This window comes from Pseudoalteromonas sp. S1612, from assembly GCF_005887175.1.
Lineage (GTDB): Bacteria > Pseudomonadota > Gammaproteobacteria > Enterobacterales > Alteromonadaceae > Pseudoalteromonas > Pseudoalteromonas undina.
The window spans coordinates 1-23,389 of sequence record NZ_PNDH01000034.1 but is presented as its reverse complement, the minus strand read 5'-3'; the positions used below and the strand labels follow the sequence as shown (position 1 = coordinate 23,389).

Here is a 23,389-nt window from a genome sequence, read left to right as displayed (position 1 = left end):
GTTATAAATCAATAATAAAAGCGCAGGAGCGACGGTTGTGAAAAATGTATTTACATTATCTTTTAGCCTCGCATGCGCTTATTTCTTTAGTGGTTATCTAAGTAACTTTTTATTCGCCGTTAACGGTTATGCGGTTGCCTCTTGGCCTCCGGCTGGTATTGCGCTGGCAAGCTTTTTACTATGGGGGCGTCGCGCTTATGCTGGCATTTTTGCCGGTGCGGTTTTTGTTAATTTAATTCACTTAGATAACTCCGCTGATATCTTAAATTGGCAAATATTAATCCAATCCCTCGGGGTTAGTTGCGCTATATTTTTTCAGGCTTGGCTTGGTGCATTTCTTATTACCAAAGTCATTAAAGCTCCCCTTAATTTATCTTCTTTAAAACTTAGTATTCAAAGCTTGGTGATTGGTGGGCCGCTATGTTGTGTCATAGCTGCTGGAGCAGGAACTAGTCTACTTGTTTTAAATCATTTTATTAGCACATCTGATGTCATCAGTACCTTTATTACTTGGTGGATAGGTGACTCAATTGGGGTGCTGATTTTTACCCCTTTAGTACTGGCCATATTTAACTATTCGCAGTTGCGTCATCGGCTGCAAGTTATTTTACCTGCGTTACTTATTTACGCCATTATCAGTATTAGTTTTTATGGCGCGGCCAGTGTAAAAAAACAAAAAGACCTTCAAAAACAAGACGCCAAAGTACTGATGACGCAAAGTGCCATTAATCAGAAGTTAGATGAAGTGGCTGCTCATCTATCTTTGTTAGGTGCATTTTTAGCAAGTAGTGATCAAGTTAGCCTTGATGAGTTTAATCATTTCACCTCTAAGCAGTTGAGCTATAGTGAAGAGATTTTAGCGTTAAATTGGGTACCAATGATTACTGCCAAGTCTATTAATGAACCTGCCCAATGGGACAAAAGTATCGTTATAAAGCAAAGAATGGCGAATGGACAGTGGCAACAAGCACCCTTTAGCAATACTTATTACCCCATAAAATACATTTATCCTATAAAGAACACGCAAGATTTGTTGGGCTTCGATTTGAGCTCTGATATAGATATTCGCGATGCCCTTAATAAAGCAAAAATTCTTAATGAGTTGGTACTGAGTAAACCATTTAAGTTAGCCCCTACAGATGATGAATTAAGCGTGCTTTTTATTTCTCCTGTATTTGGTGCTCCTGATATTGAAGGGGATTTCAAAGGATTTGTGATTGCACTCGTTAACTTAGCTAAGTTGTCGCAGGTACTTTCATTTGATAGTAGTGGCGAAGTCGCGATTAGCTTTACTGATATAAATAAAGTAGATAATAAACAGACTCTTTATAGCGTTGAGCATGACTCAATGACGTTGCTAAAAGATTATCAGTTGTTAATTGGGCATCGGTTATGGCAGGTAGAAATATACCAACCTAAGAAGGAGTCAACTTGGCTTATTTATTGGTTAGCACAGATAGTGGGAATGTTATTTGTTTGGCTATTGATTATGTTTTTAATTTCAGTGGTCGCCACCAATGTTCGTATACGCGAACAAGTGGCAAAGCAAACGCTGACTTTGCGTCAGGAAAAGCAAAAAGCCGATAAAGCCAGTGAGATAAAAAGTCAGTTTTTAGCCAATATGAGCCACGAAATTCGGACCCCAATTAATGGTATTAAAGGCATGCATTACTTAGCACTGCAACAGCGGGACTGGCCACTAGCAAAATCTTACATAGAGCAAGCTGATGGTGCGGTCAGCGTATTATTGAGAGTGCTTAATGATGTGCTCGATTTTTCAAAAATGGAGGCGGGTAAACTTGAGTTAGTGCAGGAACCTGTGGAGCTAAAGTCTCTAGCAAAAGAAGTTATGAGTTTAATGCAGTTTGAGGTCAGTAATAAGCCTTTGTCACTGCAAGTTGAGGTTGATCATGATGCTCCTTTAGTTGTTAATACCGATCCTATTCGTTTAAAGCAGGTGCTGCTGAACTTATTAAATAATGCCGTTAAGTTTACTGCTAAGGGCAGTGTAACATTAAAGATTTGGCAGTCAGCAAAAATGACTTATTTTAGTGTCAATGATACGGGGATTGGAATTAGTGAGGAGGCACAAAAACAGCTATTTAACCCATTCTCTCAGGCTGATAGTTCAACCTCACGCCAGTTTGGTGGCACAGGGCTTGGTTTAAGTATTTGTAAAAAATTAGTGGAACTGATGGGAGGAGCAATTGATTTAAAAAGTAGTGAAGGTCACGGCTCTACTTTTACCTTTAGTTTACCGCTTCATTCTCCGTTACCTAAAGCACAATATTATTCAGGTAAGTTAGATAAAATAGATATAAGCAACCTATCACTGGCGAAGTATCGCTTACTACTCGTTGAAGATAACCCATTAAATCAACATGTGGCTACCGCTATTTTAGAAACCAAGCAGGGTGTTGTTGATATTGCTAATAACGGACTTGAAGCGATTAAAATGCTAAGCGATAAAAGATACGACTTAGTATTAATGGATATTCAAATGCCACAAATGGATGGCTTAAAGGCAACGAAAGTGATTCGTAATGAATTAGGGTTTTTAGATTTACCTATTATTGGCCTATCTGCTAATGCGCACGAAGAAGATGCTAAAAAAGCGATTAACGTGGGGATGGATAACTATATAACAAAACCGATTGATGCAGATGCACTGTTTAAAATGATTTGGTTTTATTTATCACGTTAACTCTTTTTATATAAAAAGCAGACATAAGACCTCCAAGCGCTATTTTAAGTATTCTACACTTGAAATATTACTGTACCTGCGTATCATTCGCGCAATTTTAATTCAACCGAGTAGCTATTATGATCAATAGAAAAATACCTTTGCTAGATATTCACCGTCATTTAGATGGTAATGTACGCGCGCAAACCATACTAGAACTTGGTCGTCAGTTTAATATCGCTTTACCAGCGGACAATGTTGAAGCACTTATTCCTCATGTTCAGGTTATTGATCCTGAGCCAAACTTAATGGCATTTTTACAAAAGCTTGATTGGGGAGTGACGGTATTAGGCGATTACGATGCCTGTAGACGTATTGCGATAGAAAACATTGAAGATGCGCAAGCGCAGGGTCTTGATTATGTAGAGCTGCGTTTTAGTCCTTATTATATGGCTCAAAGCCAAGGGTTACACCCTCAAGGCGTTGTTGAAGCAGTGGTTGATGGTATCCGAAGTGCAATAAAAGATACTGATATAAAAGCAAACTTAATTGGTATTTTGTCTCGTACATACGGAGTTAAAACCTGTCAGCACGAGTTGGACGCGTTACTTGCCTTTAAAAATGATTTGGTTGCAGTGGATTTGGCCGGTGATGAAATTGGTTATCCTGGCGAGTTGTTTGTTGATCATTTTAAGCAAGTACGTGATGCATATTTGGCTGTTACTGTGCATGCTGGTGAAGCGTTAGGTGCTCCAAGTATTTGGCAAGCATTAAACGAGCTTGGCGCAAGCAGAATAGGCCATGGTGTTAAAGCGATTGAAGATCCAAAACTAATGGATTATTTACGCGATAACCGTATTGGTATTGAATCGTGCTTAACCAGTAATATTCAAACCAGTACAGTGAATGATTTAACCAAACACCCACTTAAGCAGTTTTTAGATCATGGTATTTTAGCTTGTCTTAACACGGATGACCCAGCTGTTGAAGGCATTGAAATTGAGTACGAGTACGCAGTGGCAGCACCAAAAGCAGGTTTGTCACAAGCCGATATGGAAAAAGCGCAAGTGAATGCGCTTGAAATTGCCTATTTAAGTGACGCTGATAAAAGCGCACTTAAAGCTAAAGTCGCACAGCGTTAAGTTGCTTATATTATCCAGAGTTCAGGTTATATAATTAAAAATGCCACTGTTTACAGTGGCATTTTTTTATATGTGCGCATTACAACTAACGTAATTATTATAAAGTGCTTTTAATATATCGGCACGGCTGATCATACCTACCACTACACCGCCATCGATCACGGGGTAATTTTTAGGCTTACCAGGCTTCATTTGTTCTGCTAATTCCATAATATTGGTATCGCCGTTCACGGTTACCACATCTGTTTGCATCAACTGCGATACTTTAACCATACCATCACAAAAATAACTACTTTGCATTAAGGGTTTAAGTAATTCTTGCTCTGAGATAAAGCCAACGAGCACCTTATTATCATCAAATACCGGCGCGCCTAGTAGTTTAAATTTTTCTAGCTCTGCTATGGCAGTGGTCATTTCTGTATTAGGGGTGATATGAGGCAACTTATGTTGCATAAAATCTTTTACTTTTGTATTTAACATTTAGGTTTCTCCCGCTTAATGTTCTGTACAAAGTATGGTTTATAGATTGGATTTTAGGAAATTGTTTATGTTGATGAGCTTAATAGGTAATAACAATCACAGTGCTAGCAATTAAAACAATTAAGGCACCCTAAGGTGCCTTAAAATAATGCGTTAATGTTACTTTATAAACGCGAATGCATCTGCGTACATGTTTTCACGAGTGGCGCCATGATTTATAAAATCATCACGTACTATGCCAATCATGTCAAAACGACCTGCCATGTAAATATCGTAAGGTTCTAACGAGATGATATCGTTCATCACCGCTTTATGAACATAACCAGTGTGGCCAGTCCAGCTGTCGGTAGGATGCTCTACGACAGGAATAAATTTAAAGTTTTCACGGTTATCTGCCCATGCTTGCATTTCGGTATGTGCATATAGCGCCGACTCTTCTTTTACTCCCCAGTAAAATAGCACCGGGCGCTCACAGTTGATTTCAGCTAAATGCTCGGCCATTGACTTTGCGTAAGAAAAACCAGTACCGCCGGCGAGTAAAATAATTGGACGCTCGCACTGCAAACGCAGCTGAGAAATACCTAAACCTGCTTCAATAGTTACGGTTTGGTTCTCGTTGTGGGCACTACGAAGGTGTTCTAATGATTGCATCGCGTAAGAGTCTGCGTTTGATGCGCCAATGTGTAATTCTAATGCATCAGTTTGTGAGGGGCGACTCGCGATTGAAAACGCACGTTTATCTTTTTCACCTAAAACCAACTGTAAATATTGACCAGCTTCAAATGCTACAGGCTGTTGCGGCTTTAAAATAACTTTATGAACAAATTCTGTTAGTGGGCTGATAGAAACAACTTCAGCGAGTAATGTTTGCATGTTTTACCTTAAATTAGCGGATACGCACTTTATTTGAGCAATAATAGCATATCCGCAGGGTGAGTTTATAGCCTAGAGGCCCTAGACCAAAGTCGTTAAAGAATATCTAAGCTATCCCAAAGCTCATCAACTCGATCCTTAGTGGCTTGATCCATTACAATAGGTTCGCCCCATTCACGGGTTGTTTCGCCAGGCCATTTATTTGTTGCATCCATACCCATTTTTGAACCTAGGCCAGATACGGGCGATGCAAAATCTAAATAATCAATTGGCGTGTTTTCAATTAACGTCGTGTCGCGCGCAGGGTCCATACGAGTAGTGATAGCCCAAATTACATCGTTCCAATCTCTAGCGTTAATATCATCATCACAGACAATAACAAACTTAGTGTACATAAATTGTCGTAGGAATGACCAAACCCCCATCATTACGCGCTTGGCGTGACCTGGATATTGTTTTTTCATTGTCACCACGGCCATACGGTACGAACAACCTTCTGGCGGTAAATAAAAATCGACAATTTCTGGAAATTGCTTTTGTAAGATTGGTACGAATACTTCGTTTAATGCCACCCCTAAAATCGCAGGCTCATCCGGCGGACGGCCAGTAAAAGTACTATGGTAAATAGGGTCTTTACGATGTGTAATATGAGTGACCGTCATAACTGGGAAGTCGTCGACTTCGTTGTAGTATCCTGTGTGGTCGCCATATGGACCTTCCGGCGCCATCTCTCCAGGCATAATATGCCCTTCAAGTACGATTTCTGCACTGGCTGGTACTTGTAAATCATTCGAGATTGACTTAACTACTTCAGTTTTACTACCACGTAGTAAACCTGCAAAGGCATATTCGCTTAACGTATCTGGAACGGGGGTAACAGCACCTAAAATAGTCGCAGGATCTGCACCTAATGCCACCGAAACAGGGTAGGGCTGACCAGGGTGTTCTTTACACCACTCTTGAAAATCAAGCGCGCCACCGCGATGAGATAACCAACGCATAATGATTTTATTTTTACCCAATAGCTGTTGACGATAAATCCCTAAATTTTGGCGCTTTTTGTGAGGTCCTTTGGTAACGGTTAAACCCCAAGTAATCAAAGGTGCAGCATCGCCAGGCCAGCAGTGCTGAATAGGAAACTTAGTTAAGTCAACGTCGTCACCTTGTAAAATAACTTGTTGGCAGGGGGCTTTTTTAACTTCTTTAGCCGGCATATTAAGTACTTGCTTGAATACCGGAATTTGTCCGAGCGCTTCTTTAATGCCTTTTGGCGGCTCAGGCTCTTTTAGAAATGCGAGTAATTTTCCTACTTCACGTAATTCACTCACATCTTCTTGGCCCATACCCATAGCTACACGCTTTGGGGTACCAAACAAGTTAGCTAAAACGGGAATGTCGTACCCTTTAGGGTTTTCAAATAATAAAGCAGGGCCTTCGGCACGCAGTGTGCGGTCAGCAATTTCGGTCATCTCAAGATACGGGTCGATTTCTTGGCTGATGCGTTTTAACTCGCCTCGTTTCTCAAGTAAATCGATAAAATCGCGCAGATCTTTGTATTTCATTGTGGGCCGTTACTTAGCAAAAAGTTAAAAGTATTATACCCAGTTCATACAAGCCAAGTCATTAGCTGCGCTTAAAACTTAAAGCGCTCTACTGCACCTTTTAACGAGTGTGCAAGTTGGTTAACGTCTTCACTTTCGCTTGCTAGGGTCGTTGCATTGTTGGCATTTAAGGTAGCCTGCTCGGTTACCTTAGCCATTATTTGTTGAATATCGGTGCTGTTTGCCAGTTGTTCATGTGAGGCACTCGCAATCTCTTTACTCATAGCATTAACCGATACCAGCGTGCTCTTAATACGCTCAACAGCACTATTTAGTTCAGTACTGTTTTCAACGCAATGCTTAGCCTGTTGTTGCCCATCATTTATTTCAGTTTGAGTGGTTTGAGTATGCTGCTGTAGAGTGTTAATCATGGTGGTAATTTCGCTTGTAGAACTTTGTGTGCGGGCTGCAAGCGAGCGTACTTCATCGGCTACTACGGCAAAACCTCGACCATGTTCACCAGCACGTGCCGCTTCAATTGCGGCATTAAGTGCCAGTAAGTTAGTTTGCTCTGCAATACTGCTAATGGTATCGACAATGGCACCAATTAGTTGCGTATATTGAGCTAGTTCTTCTGTACTGCTTACTGCTCTATCTAAGCGGCTTAAAAGTGCTTCAATGCTTTGGCTATTATTATTTGCAATGTCGTTAACGTCATTGGCAAATTGCGAGGCATTAGTAATTTCATTAGAGGTGCTTTGCGCTTGTTCGTGTACGGCTTGAGAACTTTGCAACATTTGCTGTGCTAATGAGGTTGCTTGTGCACTACGTTCCAGCTGTTGCTTAGCAACAATGGTCATTTGCTGGCCTTTTTCGCTGGTTTGAATAGCTGAATTATCTAGTTCGTAAGCATCGTTACTAATGGCTTTTATTAAGTGAGTTAAATCATCACAAAGCTTATTAGTGTTATGCATCAGAGTACCAAATTCATCTTTACTGCGGGGATTGCTACGCTTAGAAAAGTCACCTGAGGCTATGTGAGCAAGTTCTTTGTTTACCTTTTTAAGCGGTTTTAGCATAGCGTTAGTCGTAAAAACTGAAATAATAATCAGCAAAGCAATTAAAACAAACGCAATAATAATCACTAAACTAGAGCCGGTATTAATCGCTGACTTAGCGCTCTCTTGTAGGGAGTTAAAGCGTATGTCAGCCAGTTTGTTAAGCTCAATCAGTTGACTTTCAATACTAATAAATGCCTGTTGAAAGCTTTCAAACCGCTGATCAACTTTATCTTTATTATTGAGCACAGCATTTTGCAATGCATACAGCCCATCAGGATTATTTAATAAGCTGCTTAAATCGTTAAACGCTGTAATTAGCTCATTAGCGTTGAGTTTATTAGCAATTGGGGCGGCTTGTTGCTCTAAGTAGCTAAGATTAGATTTAATATTATCGAGTAAAAAAGAGGTATCTTGCTGATGATCGTTTATATTTTCTGAAGTTGTTATTTGCCCAATCCCTTTGACATTATTATTTAAAGTAAATAATAAATCATCAACACGAGTCGCAGTGCCAAATACTGCATTCAAAAGTGGTTGCTGGTTGCTCTCAACGTTTATGAGCTCTATATCAAGCAAGCGGTTACTGAGTTCACGAATCTGTTCATTAAACGTAATTGTTAGTGCTGCGGCTGAGCTTTGCGCCTTAAATCGTTGCTCTTTTGCTGCAAGCATTTGGTTGCTTATTGTATTTAGCTGGGCGAAGTCTTTGTTAATAGCTGTAAGAAGTGTTTGCATACCTTGCTGCTGGGCAACTTGTGCTTTTAGTGTTTCTAATTTACTAAAAAACTGCGTTTGTTCAGCGTGTGCCTGCTTTTTATTTTCCAGCAGTAAATTAAGTTTAGTTTGGCTATAAGCAATGGCATTAAATTTAGTGATAGAAAGGAGTGATAAACGAAGGTCTTTACTGGCTTGTTGTACAGGCACTGCCAACGCTTCTATACGTGTGTTAGTGATACTAATTTGATTTAGCGACCAGTAAAAAAATATGCAGCTAGTAAGCATTAACAAGCCAATGGCTGAAAAGGCTAAAATTATTTTATGTTTTATAGCGAGAGATTGCATAACTTTATCAACAATATTAAGACTTTTGTTAGTGTAGCAAGTTTTTTAATTTGATGTTAGTTATTGGTTAATTGCTGCTGCATTGGTATTTTTTGCCGTTAATTATTAGCATTGCTTGCTCTCCTTTACTCCAAAATAACACCTCTTGATTAATGTATTTACTGCCTGAAGCACTCACCTCATGATTCAATATGTAATCATGATCATAAAAGCTCAGCTTTGCTTGCTTGTTGCTAATAATATCAAGTTTTGCAGGTACGTTATCGCAAACATAGTTATTTGTAACTGGCTGCTTATTGCATGCAGTCAAAGCTATTAGAGCAATAATAACGATAGCGTGTTTCATTGGCTGTGCCTTATTGAGTCCCTTGTTTAATTAAGAGCTTAACAAAGCTAAATTAACCGTTGGTGAAAATATAGCTTTACGTTATGTTTAAGATCTTATTTTTAGTTAGGAAATTTCATGGCTGGCACCAACCTTTTAACATTACTGGATGATATAACGACTTTGCTGGATGATATTGCGACCATGAGTAAAGTTGCGACAAAGAAAACAGCCGGAGTACTTGGTGATGATTTGGCACTTAATGCTCAGCAAGTTACTGGGGTTACTGCTGATAGGGAGCTGCCCGTTGTATGGGCAGTGGCAAAGGGGTCGTTTTTAAATAAAGCCATATTAGTCCCTGCTGCGTTATTAATTAGTGTGTGGTTGCCTTGGCTAATTACTCCACTTTTAATGATAGGTGGCTTATTTTTATGTTTTGAAGGCGCAGAAAAAATATTTTTATCTCATCATGCAGAAGCGACAGAAGGTGCTGAAAATTTAGACCTGGCAGAGTATGAAAAACAAAAAGTTAAAGGCGCCATTCGTACTGATTTTATTCTTTCCGCCGAAATTATTGTTATTACATTAGGCACGGTCGCAGGGGCGACATTAATGAACCAGGCGCTGGTATTGAGTGTGATTGCCATCATTATGACAATTGGTGTTTATGGACTGGTAGCAGGGATTGTAAAGCTTGATGATGCGGGCTTATATTTACTTAATCAATCCAAACTCTCCGCAAGTAAGTTTAAAGAATTACTCGGTAAAGCCTTATTAGCTGCAGCCCCACGGTTAATGCAGTTTTTAGCCTTTGCGGGCACAGTGGCAATGTTTTTAGTGGGTGGTGGAATTTTAGTACACGCAATTGAGCTTTTGCATCATACCCAAGTGGATGTAACTCATTATGCGCAGTCGGTTGCTGGTAGCACAGGAGAAATACTAGCCCCTTTAGTATTTGACGGACTGTTAGGAATAGGTGCTGGTTTGGTTCTTGTGATTGCGCATGTCGCTTATACTAAGTTATTTAAAGCAAATAAGTAGCGGTGGTAACGCTACTTTATTTTATTCGCACTGAGTTGTTTTGCATAGTTGCTCAAGTTCGTATTTAGCTTTGCTATTACCTTGAGCAATGGCTTTTTTATACCAATAAATCGCTTGCTGAATGTTCTTTTTTGTACCTTGTCCATCACGATACATTTGAGCAAGATTTAGTTGACCCCATTGTGAGCCTGAGTTTGCTGCTAGGTTAAAGCTTTCAAGCGCTTCGTTATATTGCTTATCTTTATAGTAAATAATCCCTTGCTGATTATTCTCATCGAGCTTTAAGCCTTTATAAAGAGGTTTAGGTTTAGGTGGAAACATCACAAACCCGCCATAAAGTGAATATGCTTGTGGGCGTAGCACGTCAAATATAATGTCATCTTCGTATAAACGTTTTATTTCACTACGAGGCAGAGTAATAGTTTGAGAAGAAAAGTAATCCCTTTGTACTAATAAACTTGCACGCATCGCTGTGGTAATGGCACTAGTGCGCTTATAGCTGTAATTACTCACCTGAAACGTTATAAATTGCTCATCAAAGCTGAGTACTTGCGCAACTTTTAAATTAGTGAGTGTCCATGGTTCGTGAGTGAACTTATCGGCTTTAACTAAATAGGTATCATAAGCTTTTGGGGAGGTTAAATAGCTTTGTTTTAGTGCTTCAGTGTTGAGGTGCTTTTGATAAAAAAATAACGCCCCCCATAGTAATAAAATTAATCCAATACAGTATTTTGGTAGGCTAAGCTTTTCAAACAGAGGTAACGTTTTAATATTGATAGCCTCACTATGTCCGCATTGATAGCACTCGCGTTTATAGCTTAACTTGATCGGAAATATAGGAAAAATGGTAAAGCGTAAAAAGCGGCTTTGATTAACTAAGTGATAGCTGTTGTTGTTGCAGTCAGGGCAGCACTGAACGTGTGTAAAATGAGGGAATGACTGACTAGTATTGAAAAGCAACATAATAAGGCTCCTTGTTAATTTACAACTTTAGAGCAAGTGATAAATTAGTAAAGCAGCAAACTGTAAGTAATTATGTCATATAGGATTAGTTTATATAGCCCATACTTTTTAATATGGGCTTTGTAGAGAATCAGCTTAGAAGCTAAATTGTGCAGCTAAACGTACGCTAGTGCCTTCACCTACGGTAACGTTATTTAAACCGCCACCGGCTAGGTAGTTTTTATCGAATAAGTTCTCAATATTTAAACGTAAGTTAATATCGTTGTTATTTAAGTTAAGCTTGTAGGTTGCGCCAATATCAACACGAGTATAACCCTCTTTTGTTACGGTGTTAGCGTTATCAGCAAAACGCTCTCCTTCGTAGAACGCACCTGCATTAAAAGCAACAGCGTCATTGAGTTCATAACGTGTCCATAAAGAGGCAGACCATTTTGGAGCATCAGTAGGGCGTTTGCCCTCTAATTTTTCATCACGCTCATAGTTAGCATCTAAATACATGGTTGATGCCATAACAAATAAACGGTCAGTTGCAGCGCCCTGAGCTGCAAGCTCAAAACCTTTATGGCGTTGCTCACCTGCCTGCGTGGTAATGCTCGTTATATCACCGATAGGGTTAACAAGATCTTCACTCACTAAGGTGCCTGTTTTGCTAATATCAAATAAGGCACCGCTAAGCATTAATCGGTCATCAAACAGTTGCCATTTCACCCCAATTTCCTTTTGCTCAGAGGTAATAGCATCGAGCTTCATACCGTTATTAACATCTTTATCATTTACTAATGTTTCGTTTTGCGGCTCAAATCCTTCTGAGTAGCTTGCATAAACAGTTGCAGAGGCATTTGGATGGTAAAGTACACCAACTTTAGGTACGAACGATTCGTTATTGCTGTTTTCTTTACTTTGTTTATCGTAACGACCACCCAGTGATAGTTGCCATTCTGGTGAGAATGAAATTAAATCTTGGATATAAACCCCGTAGTAGTCGTAAGCAGATGAGCTAATAGTGTCATCTGATTTGTAACTTATATTTGGGCGATTAGGCTCATTTTGATCGGCAGAAAAATTAATCGTATCAGCAGATGTGCGTAATTGGCCGTAGTAATAATCCAGTGAGTTAACGCCTACAAGTAATTGATGATGTAAACCCACTGTTTCAAATTCGCCAATGAAGTCAATAAAAGCAGTTTTAAACTGCCAATCATCGAAGCGATCGTAAGGACGTGACGGGTAACTATCACCTTCGATAAAGTCACTTGGCTTACGTGGTGCTGACTCAAAGCGCTGGCGTTCAAACGTTTGCTCATTGTAGCCTAAATTTACTTGCCAGTTATCGGTTAAAAATACTTTGAAATCAATACCCATGTTTTCAACAGTAATGTCGGTAAAGGCCCATGACATATCACGAATTGTTTTGTCATCGCCAATAATGTTGGCATCATTATCTATCCAAGCGCCAGTATCTAAGCCTGCTTCGTCATCAGTGCGATCATAATGAACACGTACTAGGGCATTATCGCTAATATCGTAATCAACCACTAAGGCACCTAAGAAGCGATCGCGTTCGCGGTTATCACCATTTTGGTATTCTCGCCAGTATTCAACATCTTGTTTTACTAATACACCACGGGCACGTAAATCTTCAGCCTCGGTGAGTGCGCCGCCAGCATCAAGCATAAAGCGAGTTGAACCATGTTGGTCAACATCGGCACTGGCACTAAATAGCGTTTGTGCAGTTGGCTTTTTAGTTACCATGTTAACTAGGCCACCGGGGCCTGATTGCCCATACAAAATACTTGAAGGGCCTTTAATAACTTCTACTTGCTCTAAAATTTCAATGGGTTGTTGGTAATGAGACCAATGCTGGTGGCCATCACGCAGGTAGCCGGTTGATGAGCTTAATTGAAAACCACGTAAGTTAAATACTTCTCTGTTTCGTTGTTTAGACCCTGCAGTTAAACTAGCATCATTGGTCAATACTTCACCAAGAGTGGTTGCTAGTTGCTCATTAACGATTGTGTCAGTGATTACGGTAACTGACTGTGCGGTATCGAGTAATGAGGTTGAGGTTCTCATTGCCCCACTGGCATTATCTACTTTGTAGTCGTTGAAGTAGCTACCTTTAACTTCAATGCGTTCTATATTTGCGGTGTTGGCAAATGCATTTGCAGAGGTGCTGGCTAAAAGTGCAATAAAAAGAGGGTTAAGTTTCATTAGTGGCTTCCGGCTTAGAATTATTAGAGTAGTAAAACGCCGCAGATCTTAATGAAAACAACTATCATTTGCAATATCTTTATTGCAACTTTTAATCGTACGTTGCTAATGGTTGCTAATTGTTAATTCTGCTATTATTAGCCGCATATTAATTGAGACTTTTCTCGAGTTATTTTTTGCTATGGAATTTACTGTGACTGCAACTGCTTTTTCATCGTTGGCCTTACCTTCAGGGTTAGTTGATAATTTATCAACGCTTGGCTACACCCAAATGACGCCTGTACAGGCGCAAAGCCTACCACCTGTTTTAAGTGGCAAAGATATTATTGCCCAAGCCAAAACAGGCTCAGGTAAAACAGCGGCATTTAGTTTAGGCGTTTTAGCCAAGCTAAATGTAAAACGCTTTCGTATTCAGTCGCTAGTATTATGCCCAACTCGTGAGCTTGCAGAGCAAGTGGCGGTTGAGATGCGTAAACTAGCGCGTGGTATTCATAACATTAAGATTTTAACTTTGTGTGGTGGGGTTTCAATTGGGCCGCAAATTGGTTCACTCGAACATGGTGCACATATTATTGTGGGTACACCGGGGCGAGTTGACGATCATATTCGCAAAGGTACATTGCGTTTAGATGATGTTGAAACCCTGGTACTTGATGAAGCCGACCAAATGCTTGATATGGGTTTTCAAGACACTCTCGATGCCATAATTGATCGCATTCCAACCAATCGTCAAACGTTGTTATTTAGTGCTACTTTTCCAAAATCAATCGAAGCTATTGCTAAGCGTGTACTTAGTAATCCAGAAATGATTAAAGCAGAAGAGCAGCAAGAAAAAAGCACGATTAAGCAATACTTCTACAAAATGGATAATAATAAACAGCGTTATCCAACGCTTAAGCTGTTACTTCTTAAATTTACCCCGCAAAGCTGTGTGGTGTTTTGTAATACCAAGGTTGAAACGCAGCAAGTATGTGATGATTTAGCCGATGAAGGCTTTAGTGCGGTGGCGCTGCATGGTGATTTAGAGCAGCGTGACCGTGAGCGTACACTGATTCATTTTGCGAATAAAAGTGCGTCTATTTTAGTGGCTACCGATGTAGCTGCACGAGGTTTAGATATTGATGACATGGACATGGTGATTAACTATCACTTAGCTCACGATCCACAAACTCATGTACATCGTGTTGGCCGTACAGGGCGAGCAGGTAAAAAAGGGGTTGCGTGTTCTATTTATGGTGAGGCAGAGCAATTTAAAGTGGCTCAAATTGGCGACCATTACGAGCGTGACTTTACTCCTGAGCCAATGCCATCTTATAACCTACTAGATAAGCCGCCATACAAACCTGAAATGGTGACGCTGATGATAGATGCGGGTAAAAAGCAAAAAGTGCGCGCGGGTGATATTTTAGGCGCATTAACCGGAAAAGACGGTGTTGCTGGGCGCCAAGTTGGTAAAATCAACGTACTTGATAACGTGGCATTTGTTGCGGTAGAGCGTAACTCATCTAAACCAGCGTTACGCAAATTAACCGAAGGTAATATTAAAGGACGTAAAATTCGTGCTCGTCGGCTAACGCGTTAACTCTCGATCTAATCTGAGCAACTCGCCTTGAGTTGCTCATACTCTATTTTTAGTTGTTTAAACACCTCATTGTCACCCCCTTGTTTATCTGGATGATGCTGCACTGCAAGTTGTCGCCAACGCTTTTGTAATGCTTTTAGTGTGACTGGCGATGTTAATTGCCAACGCACCAGCAGTTGTTGTTGCTGCTCATTACTCAGCGGAATTTCGCGATAAGTAGGCCTACTAAATTGCTGCCAAAAGCTATCTAATAACGCCTTGACTTCATCCGTAGATGTTTCAAAATTTTGCCAGTTTAAATAATAGTCGCGTAGTGGATCGTTAGGATGTAGTTGGTTATAACTGGAACTGTTTACTAGTTCAATATGTAAGCTTTTAACGACTAATTGTTGTTTTGGCATTAATTGCTGTTGTAGCTGATAAAGCGCATTCATAATTAAAAAATTGCGCTTAAATAGGTCGCGCTCAGGCTCGGCAGCTAAAGTATCAAGAAACCCACGTTGTTTTAACTCAGATGCTAAAGTATGAACCATCCACACTTTTTTATTGATTAATAGTTCAAAAATCTCATCTATCAGAGGGTTAAGCATTGTTTACAATCTATTAATTAGTGTATCTTGGATAAATTATCATATACCCAAATAACATTAAACCCCAAGGAGTGGGCGTGAGTGCCTGTTTTGAATTGGTCTAAATTAGATGTTTATACTTGGTTTGGGTGTCGTTTTGTTATGGCTAGCAAGGATTTAAGGATATTTTTATGCTGACTCAGTTAAAGCGCATCTGCTTTATTGGCTTTTTGGCTGTTTTAAGTAGTGCATCAAATGACGCTTTATCAAATGAGCAGCCAAGTTTGTTTGAGCAGTTTAATCTTGAACAAGCATGGTCTGAAAAGCATCGCCTTGCAACCGATATCTTATCGAACCCTGATGTTCCAAATTTACAACGCATTACTATTTATAGCGATTTAGCTGAGCTGGCGTTTGCGCAAAGTGATTTAGCCAATGCACTAAAATATTTTAAATTGCTAGAGACCAATAGTACGTTAAAAGATCAGCCTAAACTTTTCTTTCGTGCGATTAAAATGCAAGGAGTTGTGCTTTATTATCAAGGGTTAGTGCAACAAGCGGTCGTTGATTATAGCCGCGCGTTAAACATCGCAATTGCGCTTAAAAGTCCGATAAAACAGGCTAATTTACTTAGTAATATCGGGCTTGCTTATTTTGATATGTATAACATGGAGCTAGCTCTTGATTATTATCAGCAAGCCAAAGTAATTTATGAAAAAGAGGGGAGCGCACAAGATAAGGCCGATATATTACATAATATTGCCGGTATTTATATTCGTCTCTCTCGATATGAGTCAGCTCTTGAGATGTACCGTGAGGTTTTAAAAGTTTTTCAAGAACTTGGCGATGAAGACGGTGTTGCCCAAGCATACGGTAATATGGGGGTGGCGTACACAGAATCGAGACAGTACCAATTAGCACTGCATTATAATCAGTTGGCCTTACGTTACTATCAAAGCGTTAATAATGCGTTTCAACTTTCTACCAAGCATACAAATTTAGCCACCATCAACCTTAAGCTAAATAAATTTGATGTTGCCTTTTATCACGCTAATGCGGGCCAACAATTTGCAATAGAGGCAGATAATAAGTCTTTACTGGCGGCAGCGTTACATGTGTTGTCAATTGTTCAATTTGTACAAGGTGATACGCAAAGTGCTAAACAAACCTCAGAGCACTCAATTACCCTTGCCAAAGAGTACAATAATGGCATGCGTATTAAAGATGGCTTAGGAATTGAAGCACTAATAAATGCGAGCTTAGGGGATTATGAAAAAGCGCTAAATTTACACCAACAGTACGTTGATTATCAGCGTAGTGTGAATACCGAAGAAGCCTCAAAAGCGGTCAGTCAATTTCAAATCCAGTTTGAATCGAATCAGCTAAACCAAGAAATTAAACAATTAAAACAACAACAATACTTACAAGAATTGCAAATAGCTAAACGTTCACAGTTAACATTTTTGTTGGTGATTGTTGCCATATTAATTTTAATTACGGTAATTGCTGTTTATAAGCGCCGAACAGAAAAGCAAGCTAAGTTAAAGTTAAGCGAACAAGTTGAACAGCGTACTAAAGAGCTACAAAGTGTGGCGCAAGAGCTACGTGAAGCAAACGAGGTGAAAAGCCAGTTTTTAGCGAATATAAGCCATGAAATAAGAACACCGTTAACTGCTATTTTGGCACAAACTGATGATCTTATTAATGGTCTATACAAGCCGGAACAGTTACAAGATGAGCTTAGAGTAATACAACGTCAAAGTGAGCATTTAAAAAGCTTGATTAATGATGTGTTGGACTTAAGTAAGATAGAGGCAAACCGGTTAGAACTTAATATTAGTTGTTTTGATGTGGTGAAGCTTATAAACGATATTCACGCTATGTTTTCTCCTCAAACTAAAGCGAAAGGTTTATCGTTAGTTTTAGACTGCCAGTTAGAAAAATCCTATTTTACGCGATTAGATTTAACGCGAGTAAAACAAATTCTTATTAATTTATGTGCTAATGCCATTAAGTTTACTCATAAAGGGCAAGTAACTATTGGTGTTAGTAAAACCGAGCAAGGGTTACTCTTTTCGATTAAAGACACTGGGATTGGCATGAGCTCATCTCAACTTAAACTTATTTTTGAGTGTTTTAGCCAAGCAGATAACAGTATTAGTCGACGTTTTGGTGGCACAGGACTAGGTTTGAGCTTGTCGCAGCAATTAGCGGCGATGATGGGTGGCTACATAAGTGTGCAGAGTGAGTTTAAAAAAGGCAGTGAGTTTTCATTTTATTTGCCTTGTATACAAGTTGAAGAGCAAGTTTGCCATGACGATCAGCAAACTAAGTCAGATGAGCGACACAGATTATTATCGGGTAAGGTGGTGCTTGCTGAAGATCACAGTGATAACCGCAAACTGATCAGTCGTTATTTACATTCTCTTGGGCTAGAAGTGATTGCCGTTGAAAACGGTGAGCAAGCAGTAGAACAAAGTTTAAAGCTATACCCAGATTTAGTACTGTTAGATATTCAAATGCCTGTTATGGATGGTATTTCTGCGTTTGAACTACTCAAGCAATGTGGTTATGAGCAGCCTATTTTAGCATTAACGGCCAATGCCATGAGCCACGAAATTGACCATTACCTATCACTTGGGTTTAGTGACTATTTAGCAAAGCCAATCGATAAAGAGTCTTTTTATACTGTGCTAGCAAAATACTTAAATGCTGCAAATACAGAGGTATCAACTGAACAGATTCATGTTGATATGAGTGATTTAGTAACGAGCTTTCAACAAAGTTTAGCCGAAGAAAGCGAGCTTATTGAGCTACACTTTAAAGATGCTGATTATCAGGCACTACAAAAAGATAGCCATCGAGTGTTAGGGGCGGCACAAATGTTCGAGTTTAAAGACATAGCCTTAGCGGCAAAAGCGCTAGACGATGAATTACTTCAGCCACAAATAAATACACAAAGGCTAACAACATTAGTCAATAACTTACAGGCACTGTTTAAAAAATACGAATAAATTAACTTACTCTAAAAACAAAAAAGACACCATTTGGTGTCTTTTTTATTTAGAAACGTTGATTTAACTAGAGTTTAGCTTACTTACGTTTCATCGAATCAAAAAACTCATCGTTGGTTTTACTCATCGATAGTTTATCAATTAAAAATTCCATGGCGTCAATTTCTGACATGTCATGTACTATTTTACGTAAAATCCACAGCTTTTGTAGTTCATCTGGCTTAGTTAGTAATTCTTCACGGCGTGTACCAGAGCGATTAAAGTCGATAGCTGGGAATACACGTTTTTCCGCAATTTTACGGTTAAGGTGTAGTTCCATGTTACCTGTACCTTTGAACTCTTCGTAGATAACTTCATCCATTTTAGAGCCGGTATCAATAAGCGCCGTCGCAATAATTGTTAAGCTACCGCCTTCTTCAACGTTACGTGCAGCCCCAAAGAAACGCTTAGGTTTATGTAGCGCATTAGCATCTACACCACCGGTTAGTACTTTACCTGATGATGGAATAACCGTGTTATATGCACGTGCTAAACGGGTGATTGAATCAAGTAAAATAACAACGTCTTTTTTATGCTCAACTAAGCGCTTTGCTTTTTCGATAACCATTTCCGCAACTTGTACGTGGCGAGAAGCTGGCTCATCAAATGTTGATGCAATAACTTCGCCTTTTACTAGGCGTTGCATCTCAGTAACTTCTTCCGGGCGTTCATCAATAAGTAAAACCATTAATGTAACGTCAGGGTGATTATGTGTGATTGATTGCGCAATATTTTGTAGCAACATTGTTTTACCCGCTTTTGGCGGTGCTACTAATAAACCACGTTGGCCGCGGCCAATTGGTGATGCTAAATCAAGAACTCGTGCAGTAATATCTTCTTTACTGCCGTTACCACGTTCCATACGAAAACGTTCGTTTGCATGAAGGGGAGTTAGGTTTTCAAAAAGGATTTTAGTGCGAGAGTTTTCAGGTTTATCAAAGTTAACTTCGTTTACTTTCAGTAGAGCAAAGTAACGCTCACCGTCTTTTGGTGGACGAATAAGACCTGAAATAGAGTCGCCAGTACGCATACTAAAGCGGCGAATTTGACTCGGAGATACATAAATATCATCTGGGCCTGCTAAGTAAGAAGCTTCTGATGATCTCAGAAAGCCAAAACCATCTTGCAAAATTTCTAAAACACCACCACCGAAGATATTCTCTCCGCCTTTGGCGTGTGATTTAAGAATTGCAAAAATGATATCTTGCTTTCTCAAACGGGCTACGTTTTCGAGCCCCATGGACTCAGCTTGGTTTACAAGCTCTTTTATAGACTTGTCTTTTAATTCGCGTAAATGCATATTGGTGGGTTCTTTATTACAGTTGTCATACTCAAAATCGCTTTATTAGATCGTTGAGTGAGGTTCGTTGAATATAACTAAGGATTAGTTGGCTTTATAAACTAGCAGGTCATTACAGCAGCGTCCAGTACTTCTGCAAAATAAATTATAAAAAAAGGGCTGAGAGCCCTTTTTTTAATTAACACTTATTAGATGTTATTTTCTAAAAACTCAACTAATTGTGTTTTTGATAGTGCGCCTACTTTAGTTGCAGCTACTTGACCATCTTTGAAAAGTAGTAGTGTAGGGATACCACGAATACCAAACTTTGGTGGTGTGCCTGCATTTTGGTCAATGTTTAATTTAGTGATAGTTACACGGCCATCAAACTCATCAGCAACTTCGCTTAGAATTGGGGCGATCATCTTACACGGTCCGCACCATTCTGCCCAAAAGTCTACTAGTACAGGTTTGTCTGATTGTAATACGTCAGCTTCAAAGCTATCGTCGGTAATTTGGATTATTTTCTCGCTCATTGCGCTCTCCGGTTTAGTTAGGCGAAATATTTAGTGCGTATTTAAACACTCTTGTTTCTTATTGCAAGTTTAAACGTTATGCTTAAACGCTATGACTAAGACACATTTGACCGATAAAAAGTTTTCAGACTTTGCTATTGCACCGGAAGTGGTTGCCGGGTTAACCGAAAGTGGGTTTGAATATTGCACACCCATTCAAGCTAAATGCCTACCTTTTATTTGTGAAGGGCGCGATATTGCGGGCCAAGCACAAACAGGTACTGGCAAAACGTTGGCATTTTTAACTGCCACGTGCCACCGGTTATTACAATCTAGCAAAGCACCTAGTAAACATCCAAGAGCCCTGATCATGGCCCCAACTCGGGAGCTTGCGATTCAGATACACAAAGATGCAAAAATTTTAGCGCCGCACTGTAATCTTAACTTAGGTTTAGTATATGGTGGCGAAGATTACGAAAAACAACGTGCACAACTAGAAAAAGGCGTTGATATTTTAATTGGCACCACAGGTCGCCTAATCGATTTATATAAGCAAGGCTGTTACACCCTTAATGAAATTGAGGTAGTCGTGCTAGATGAAGCCGATCGTATGTTCGATTTAGGTTTTATTAAAGATATTCGTTATATGTTCCGTCGTATGCCAGATACGTCAGAGCGTTTAAACTTATTATTCTCTGCTACGCTATCGTACCGTGTGCAAGAGCTTGCATTTGAACACATGACCAACCCTGAGCATGTGCAAATAGAGCCCGATGTAAAAACAGGTAAACGTATTCAAGAAGAGCTATTTCATCCTTCACAAGAAGATAAAATTAAGCTGTTGTTAACCTTGATTGAAGAAGAATGGCCTGAGAAAGCCATTGTTTTTGCTAATACCAAGCATAGCTGTGAAACCGTATATGCATGGTTAAAAGCAGACGGACATCGAGTGGGTATGCTCACCGGTGATGTAAACCAAAAGAAACGCCAGTCAATACTCGCGCAATTTAGTAAAGGCGAGCTAGACTTTTTAGTGGCTACCGATGTTGCTGCACGTGGTTTGCATATTCCAGAAGTAAGTCATGTATTTAATTTTGACTTACCTGACGATTGCGAAGATTACGTTCACCGTATTGGTCGTACAGCTCGAGCAGGCGCTTCAGGTCATGCAATTAGCTTTGCGTGTGAGCAATATGCTTATAACCTTCATGAAATTGAAGAATACATTGAGCACAGCATTCCATTATCACATTACGATAAAAGTGCATTGTTAGATGATTTAACGAAGCCGACTATTCATAGAAAACGTAATTTTTCTACTGGTCCACGTAATCGTAGTAATAACAACGGACGTCGCCCAAATAATGGTTACCAAAAAGGACGGTCTTAACCGATCGTTAGTTTGATTGTATTTGTAACTAGAGGTTTTTGAACGGTGGGGCAACTTAAACCGCAAAAAAATGTATATGCAGTCATTGATTTAGGCTCAAATAGCTTTCATATGCTTATTGCCAAATCAATGGCGGGCGGCCTGCAAACAATAGGACGCGTCAAACGTAAAGTAAGACTCGCGGCTGGGCTTGATGATGATAATTTATTGAGCTTAGAGGCTATGCAACGAGGCTGGGAATGTTTGGCCTTGTTTGCAGAGCGGTTGCAAGATATTCCAGCGCAAAACATCACCATTGTTGCCACTGCAACACTTCGTTTAGCAACCAACGCCGACGACTTTAAACTACGTGCAGAAGAAATATTAGGGCATAAAGTTAATGTTATTAGCGGCGAGCTAGAAGCACGAACGATTTATAAAGGGGTTGCACATACCTCTTCATGTACTGGCAAGCAGCTGGTTATTGATATTGGTGGAGCGAGTACCGAGGTTGTTATTGGCCAAGGTTTTGAAGCGCGTCACTATAAGAGCCTCAATATTGGTTGCGTGACTTTTCTCGAACGCTACTTTAAAGATTGCCAATTAAATGAAGCAAACTTTAATGCTGCTATAAAAGCAGCGCGAAATGTTGTTGATGAAATAGCACCTGAATATAAAACAGCTGGTTGGCAACTTGCCTCTGGTGCGTCAGGTACAGTGCAAGCTATTCAAGAAATTATGGTGGCACAAAATTTAAATGAAATGCTCACACTTGAAAAGCTCTACACCATCAAACAACAATCCATAGCTTACAAAACAATAGCTGAACTCGATTTACCAGGGTTAAGTGAAGAGCGACGGTTAGTGTTTGTATCTGGGCTGGCTATCTTAATTGCACTGTTTGAGTCACTAGAAATAGAACAAATGGGGTTAGCAGGTGGAGCTCTTCGTGAAGGTGTTTTATATAGCATGCTACCGGAGCTACATAATACCGACATTCGCCAACGTACTATTGATGGTTTTATGAACCGTTATCATGTTGATCAAAAGCAAGCATCTAGAGTATCAAGTTTAGCTGCACTGTTAGCTAATGAAGTCAGTCATTATTGGCCGATTGAAGCACAAAACGGATTGCCGCTTTTGAATGCCGTCGCGCAGCTTCATGAAATAGGTTTATTAATAGAGTATAAGCAGTACCACAAACATACCGCTTATATTTTAGAAAATACCGATATGCCCGGTTTTTCACAATCAGAGCACAAAGTGATCGTTGCTATAGCACATAGTCATCGCTGGGACCTTCAAAAGGGATGCTTAGATCATTTAGGTGCACATAGTATTGTTGCCGCGTATATGGTTCGACTATTACGTATTGCCGTTATTTTATCTATGCGTCGACAAGATGATGTGTTGCCAAACTTTAAGATAACAGCTGAGAATGAAGAGTTAGTGATTCAATTTGAAAATAACTGGTTAAAAAACCACCCATTGATGGCAAGTGAGCTAAATCAAGAGATTAAGTATCAAAAAAAATGCGGTTGGAAACTTAAAGTGAGTTAGTTAATCCGGCTTTCGCGGAGTTTTTAGTGGTTAAAATGAGCTTTTAGTTGTATTTTTGTTCGAACAGTCATTTATTTCAA

General features: G+C 39.6%; 17 protein-coding genes. 7 read left to right on the top strand and 10 right to left on the bottom strand.

The window, feature by feature from the left end; translation table 11 throughout:
- Positions 1-37 precede the first annotated feature (37 nt).
- A complete protein-coding gene (locus tag CWB78_RS12945; RefSeq protein WP_138595960.1) occupies positions 38-2,704 on the top strand; it encodes an ATP-binding protein in 2,667 nt (888 codons plus the stop codon).
- 119 nt (positions 2,705-2,823) lie between these two features.
- A complete protein-coding gene (gene add / locus CWB78_RS12940; RefSeq protein ID WP_138595958.1) occupies positions 2,824-3,825 on the top strand; it encodes an adenosine deaminase in 1,002 nt (333 codons plus the stop codon).
- Positions 3,826-3,891: 66 nt separating this feature from the next.
- Here the strand turns inward: add and CWB78_RS12935 are convergent, their stop codons facing one another.
- From CWB78_RS12935 to CWB78_RS12915, 5 genes are all read right to left on the bottom strand, one after another.
- Positions 3,892-4,305, bottom strand: a complete 414-nt coding sequence (locus tag CWB78_RS12935) for a CBS domain-containing protein (protein ID WP_055013101.1) — start codon at positions 4,303-4,305, stop codon at positions 3,892-3,894.
- Between the two features lie 159 nt (positions 4,306-4,464).
- A complete protein-coding gene (gene fre / locus CWB78_RS12930; protein WP_138595956.1) occupies positions 4,465-5,178 on the bottom strand; it encodes an NAD(P)H-flavin reductase in 714 nt (237 codons plus the stop codon).
- A 95-nt stretch (positions 5,179-5,273) separates the two neighbouring features.
- Positions 5,274-6,740 (bottom strand): 4-hydroxy-3-polyprenylbenzoate decarboxylase, encoded by a 1,467-nt coding sequence (gene ubiD, locus CWB78_RS12925; RefSeq protein WP_010392659.1) that lies wholly within the window; start codon positions 6,738-6,740, stop codon positions 5,274-5,276.
- A 71-nt stretch (positions 6,741-6,811) separates the two neighbouring features.
- Positions 6,812-8,842 (bottom strand): methyl-accepting chemotaxis protein, encoded by a 2,031-nt coding sequence (locus CWB78_RS12920; protein ID WP_138595954.1) that lies wholly within the window; start codon positions 8,840-8,842, stop codon positions 6,812-6,814.
- A 67-nt stretch (positions 8,843-8,909) separates the two neighbouring features.
- A complete protein-coding gene (locus CWB78_RS12915; RefSeq protein WP_138595952.1) occupies positions 8,910-9,188 on the bottom strand; it encodes an MliC family protein in 279 nt (92 codons plus the stop codon).
- 117 nt (positions 9,189-9,305) lie between these two features.
- On the opposite strand from CWB78_RS12915, the gene CWB78_RS12910 reads away from it, so the two are divergent.
- The gene (locus CWB78_RS12910; protein ID WP_055013105.1) at positions 9,306-10,208 is read left to right on the top strand and encodes a DUF808 domain-containing protein; all 903 of its coding nucleotides are present in this window, start codon (positions 9,306-9,308) and stop codon (positions 10,206-10,208) included.
- A 21-nt stretch (positions 10,209-10,229) separates the two neighbouring features.
- Here the strand turns inward: CWB78_RS12910 and CWB78_RS12905 are convergent, their stop codons facing one another.
- Together CWB78_RS12905 and CWB78_RS12900 are read right to left on the bottom strand one after the other, a co-directional pair.
- Positions 10,230-11,171, bottom strand: coding sequence for a tetratricopeptide repeat protein (locus CWB78_RS12905; RefSeq protein WP_138595950.1), 942 nt, complete (start codon positions 11,169-11,171; stop codon positions 10,230-10,232).
- A gap of 135 nt (positions 11,172-11,306) precedes the next feature.
- Positions 11,307-13,382 (bottom strand): TonB-dependent siderophore receptor, encoded by a 2,076-nt coding sequence (locus CWB78_RS12900; protein WP_138595948.1) that lies wholly within the window; start codon positions 13,380-13,382, stop codon positions 11,307-11,309.
- 193 nt (positions 13,383-13,575) lie between these two features.
- On the opposite strand from CWB78_RS12900, the gene dbpA reads away from it, so the two are divergent.
- Entirely contained in the window at positions 13,576-14,964 is a 1,389-nt protein-coding gene (gene dbpA / locus CWB78_RS12895; RefSeq protein WP_171040349.1) for an ATP-dependent RNA helicase DbpA, read from the top strand.
- A gap of 8 nt (positions 14,965-14,972) precedes the next feature.
- Here the strand turns inward: dbpA and CWB78_RS12890 are convergent, their stop codons facing one another.
- Positions 14,973-15,554, bottom strand: coding sequence for a DNA-J related domain-containing protein (locus tag CWB78_RS12890; protein ID WP_138571049.1), 582 nt, complete (start codon positions 15,552-15,554; stop codon positions 14,973-14,975).
- Between the two features lie 170 nt (positions 15,555-15,724).
- On the opposite strand from CWB78_RS12890, the gene CWB78_RS12885 reads away from it, so the two are divergent.
- Complete coding sequence (locus tag CWB78_RS12885) at positions 15,725-18,547, top strand: tetratricopeptide repeat protein (RefSeq protein WP_138595944.1); 2,823 nt, start codon at positions 15,725-15,727, stop codon at positions 18,545-18,547.
- A gap of 79 nt (positions 18,548-18,626) precedes the next feature.
- Here the strand turns inward: CWB78_RS12885 and rho are convergent, their stop codons facing one another.
- Positions 18,627-19,886 (bottom strand): transcription termination factor Rho, encoded by a 1,260-nt coding sequence (gene rho / locus CWB78_RS12880; protein ID WP_010392671.1) that lies wholly within the window; start codon positions 19,884-19,886, stop codon positions 18,627-18,629.
- A gap of 188 nt (positions 19,887-20,074) precedes the next feature.
- A complete protein-coding gene (trxA, locus tag CWB78_RS12875) occupies positions 20,075-20,401 on the bottom strand; it encodes a thioredoxin TrxA (protein ID WP_008109071.1) in 327 nt (108 codons plus the stop codon).
- Between the two features lie 91 nt (positions 20,402-20,492).
- Here trxA and rhlB point away from each other — a divergent pair, with 91 nt between their 5' ends.
- Together rhlB and gppA are read left to right on the top strand one after the other, a co-directional pair.
- The gene (rhlB, locus tag CWB78_RS12870; RefSeq protein WP_010392673.1) at positions 20,493-21,770 is read left to right on the top strand and encodes an ATP-dependent RNA helicase RhlB; all 1,278 of its coding nucleotides are present in this window, start codon (positions 20,493-20,495) and stop codon (positions 21,768-21,770) included.
- A gap of 45 nt (positions 21,771-21,815) precedes the next feature.
- The gene (gppA, locus tag CWB78_RS12865) at positions 21,816-23,309 is read left to right on the top strand and encodes a guanosine-5'-triphosphate,3'-diphosphate diphosphatase (protein WP_138595942.1); all 1,494 of its coding nucleotides are present in this window, start codon (positions 21,816-21,818) and stop codon (positions 23,307-23,309) included.
- The last annotated feature ends 80 nt before the right edge of the window (positions 23,310-23,389 follow it).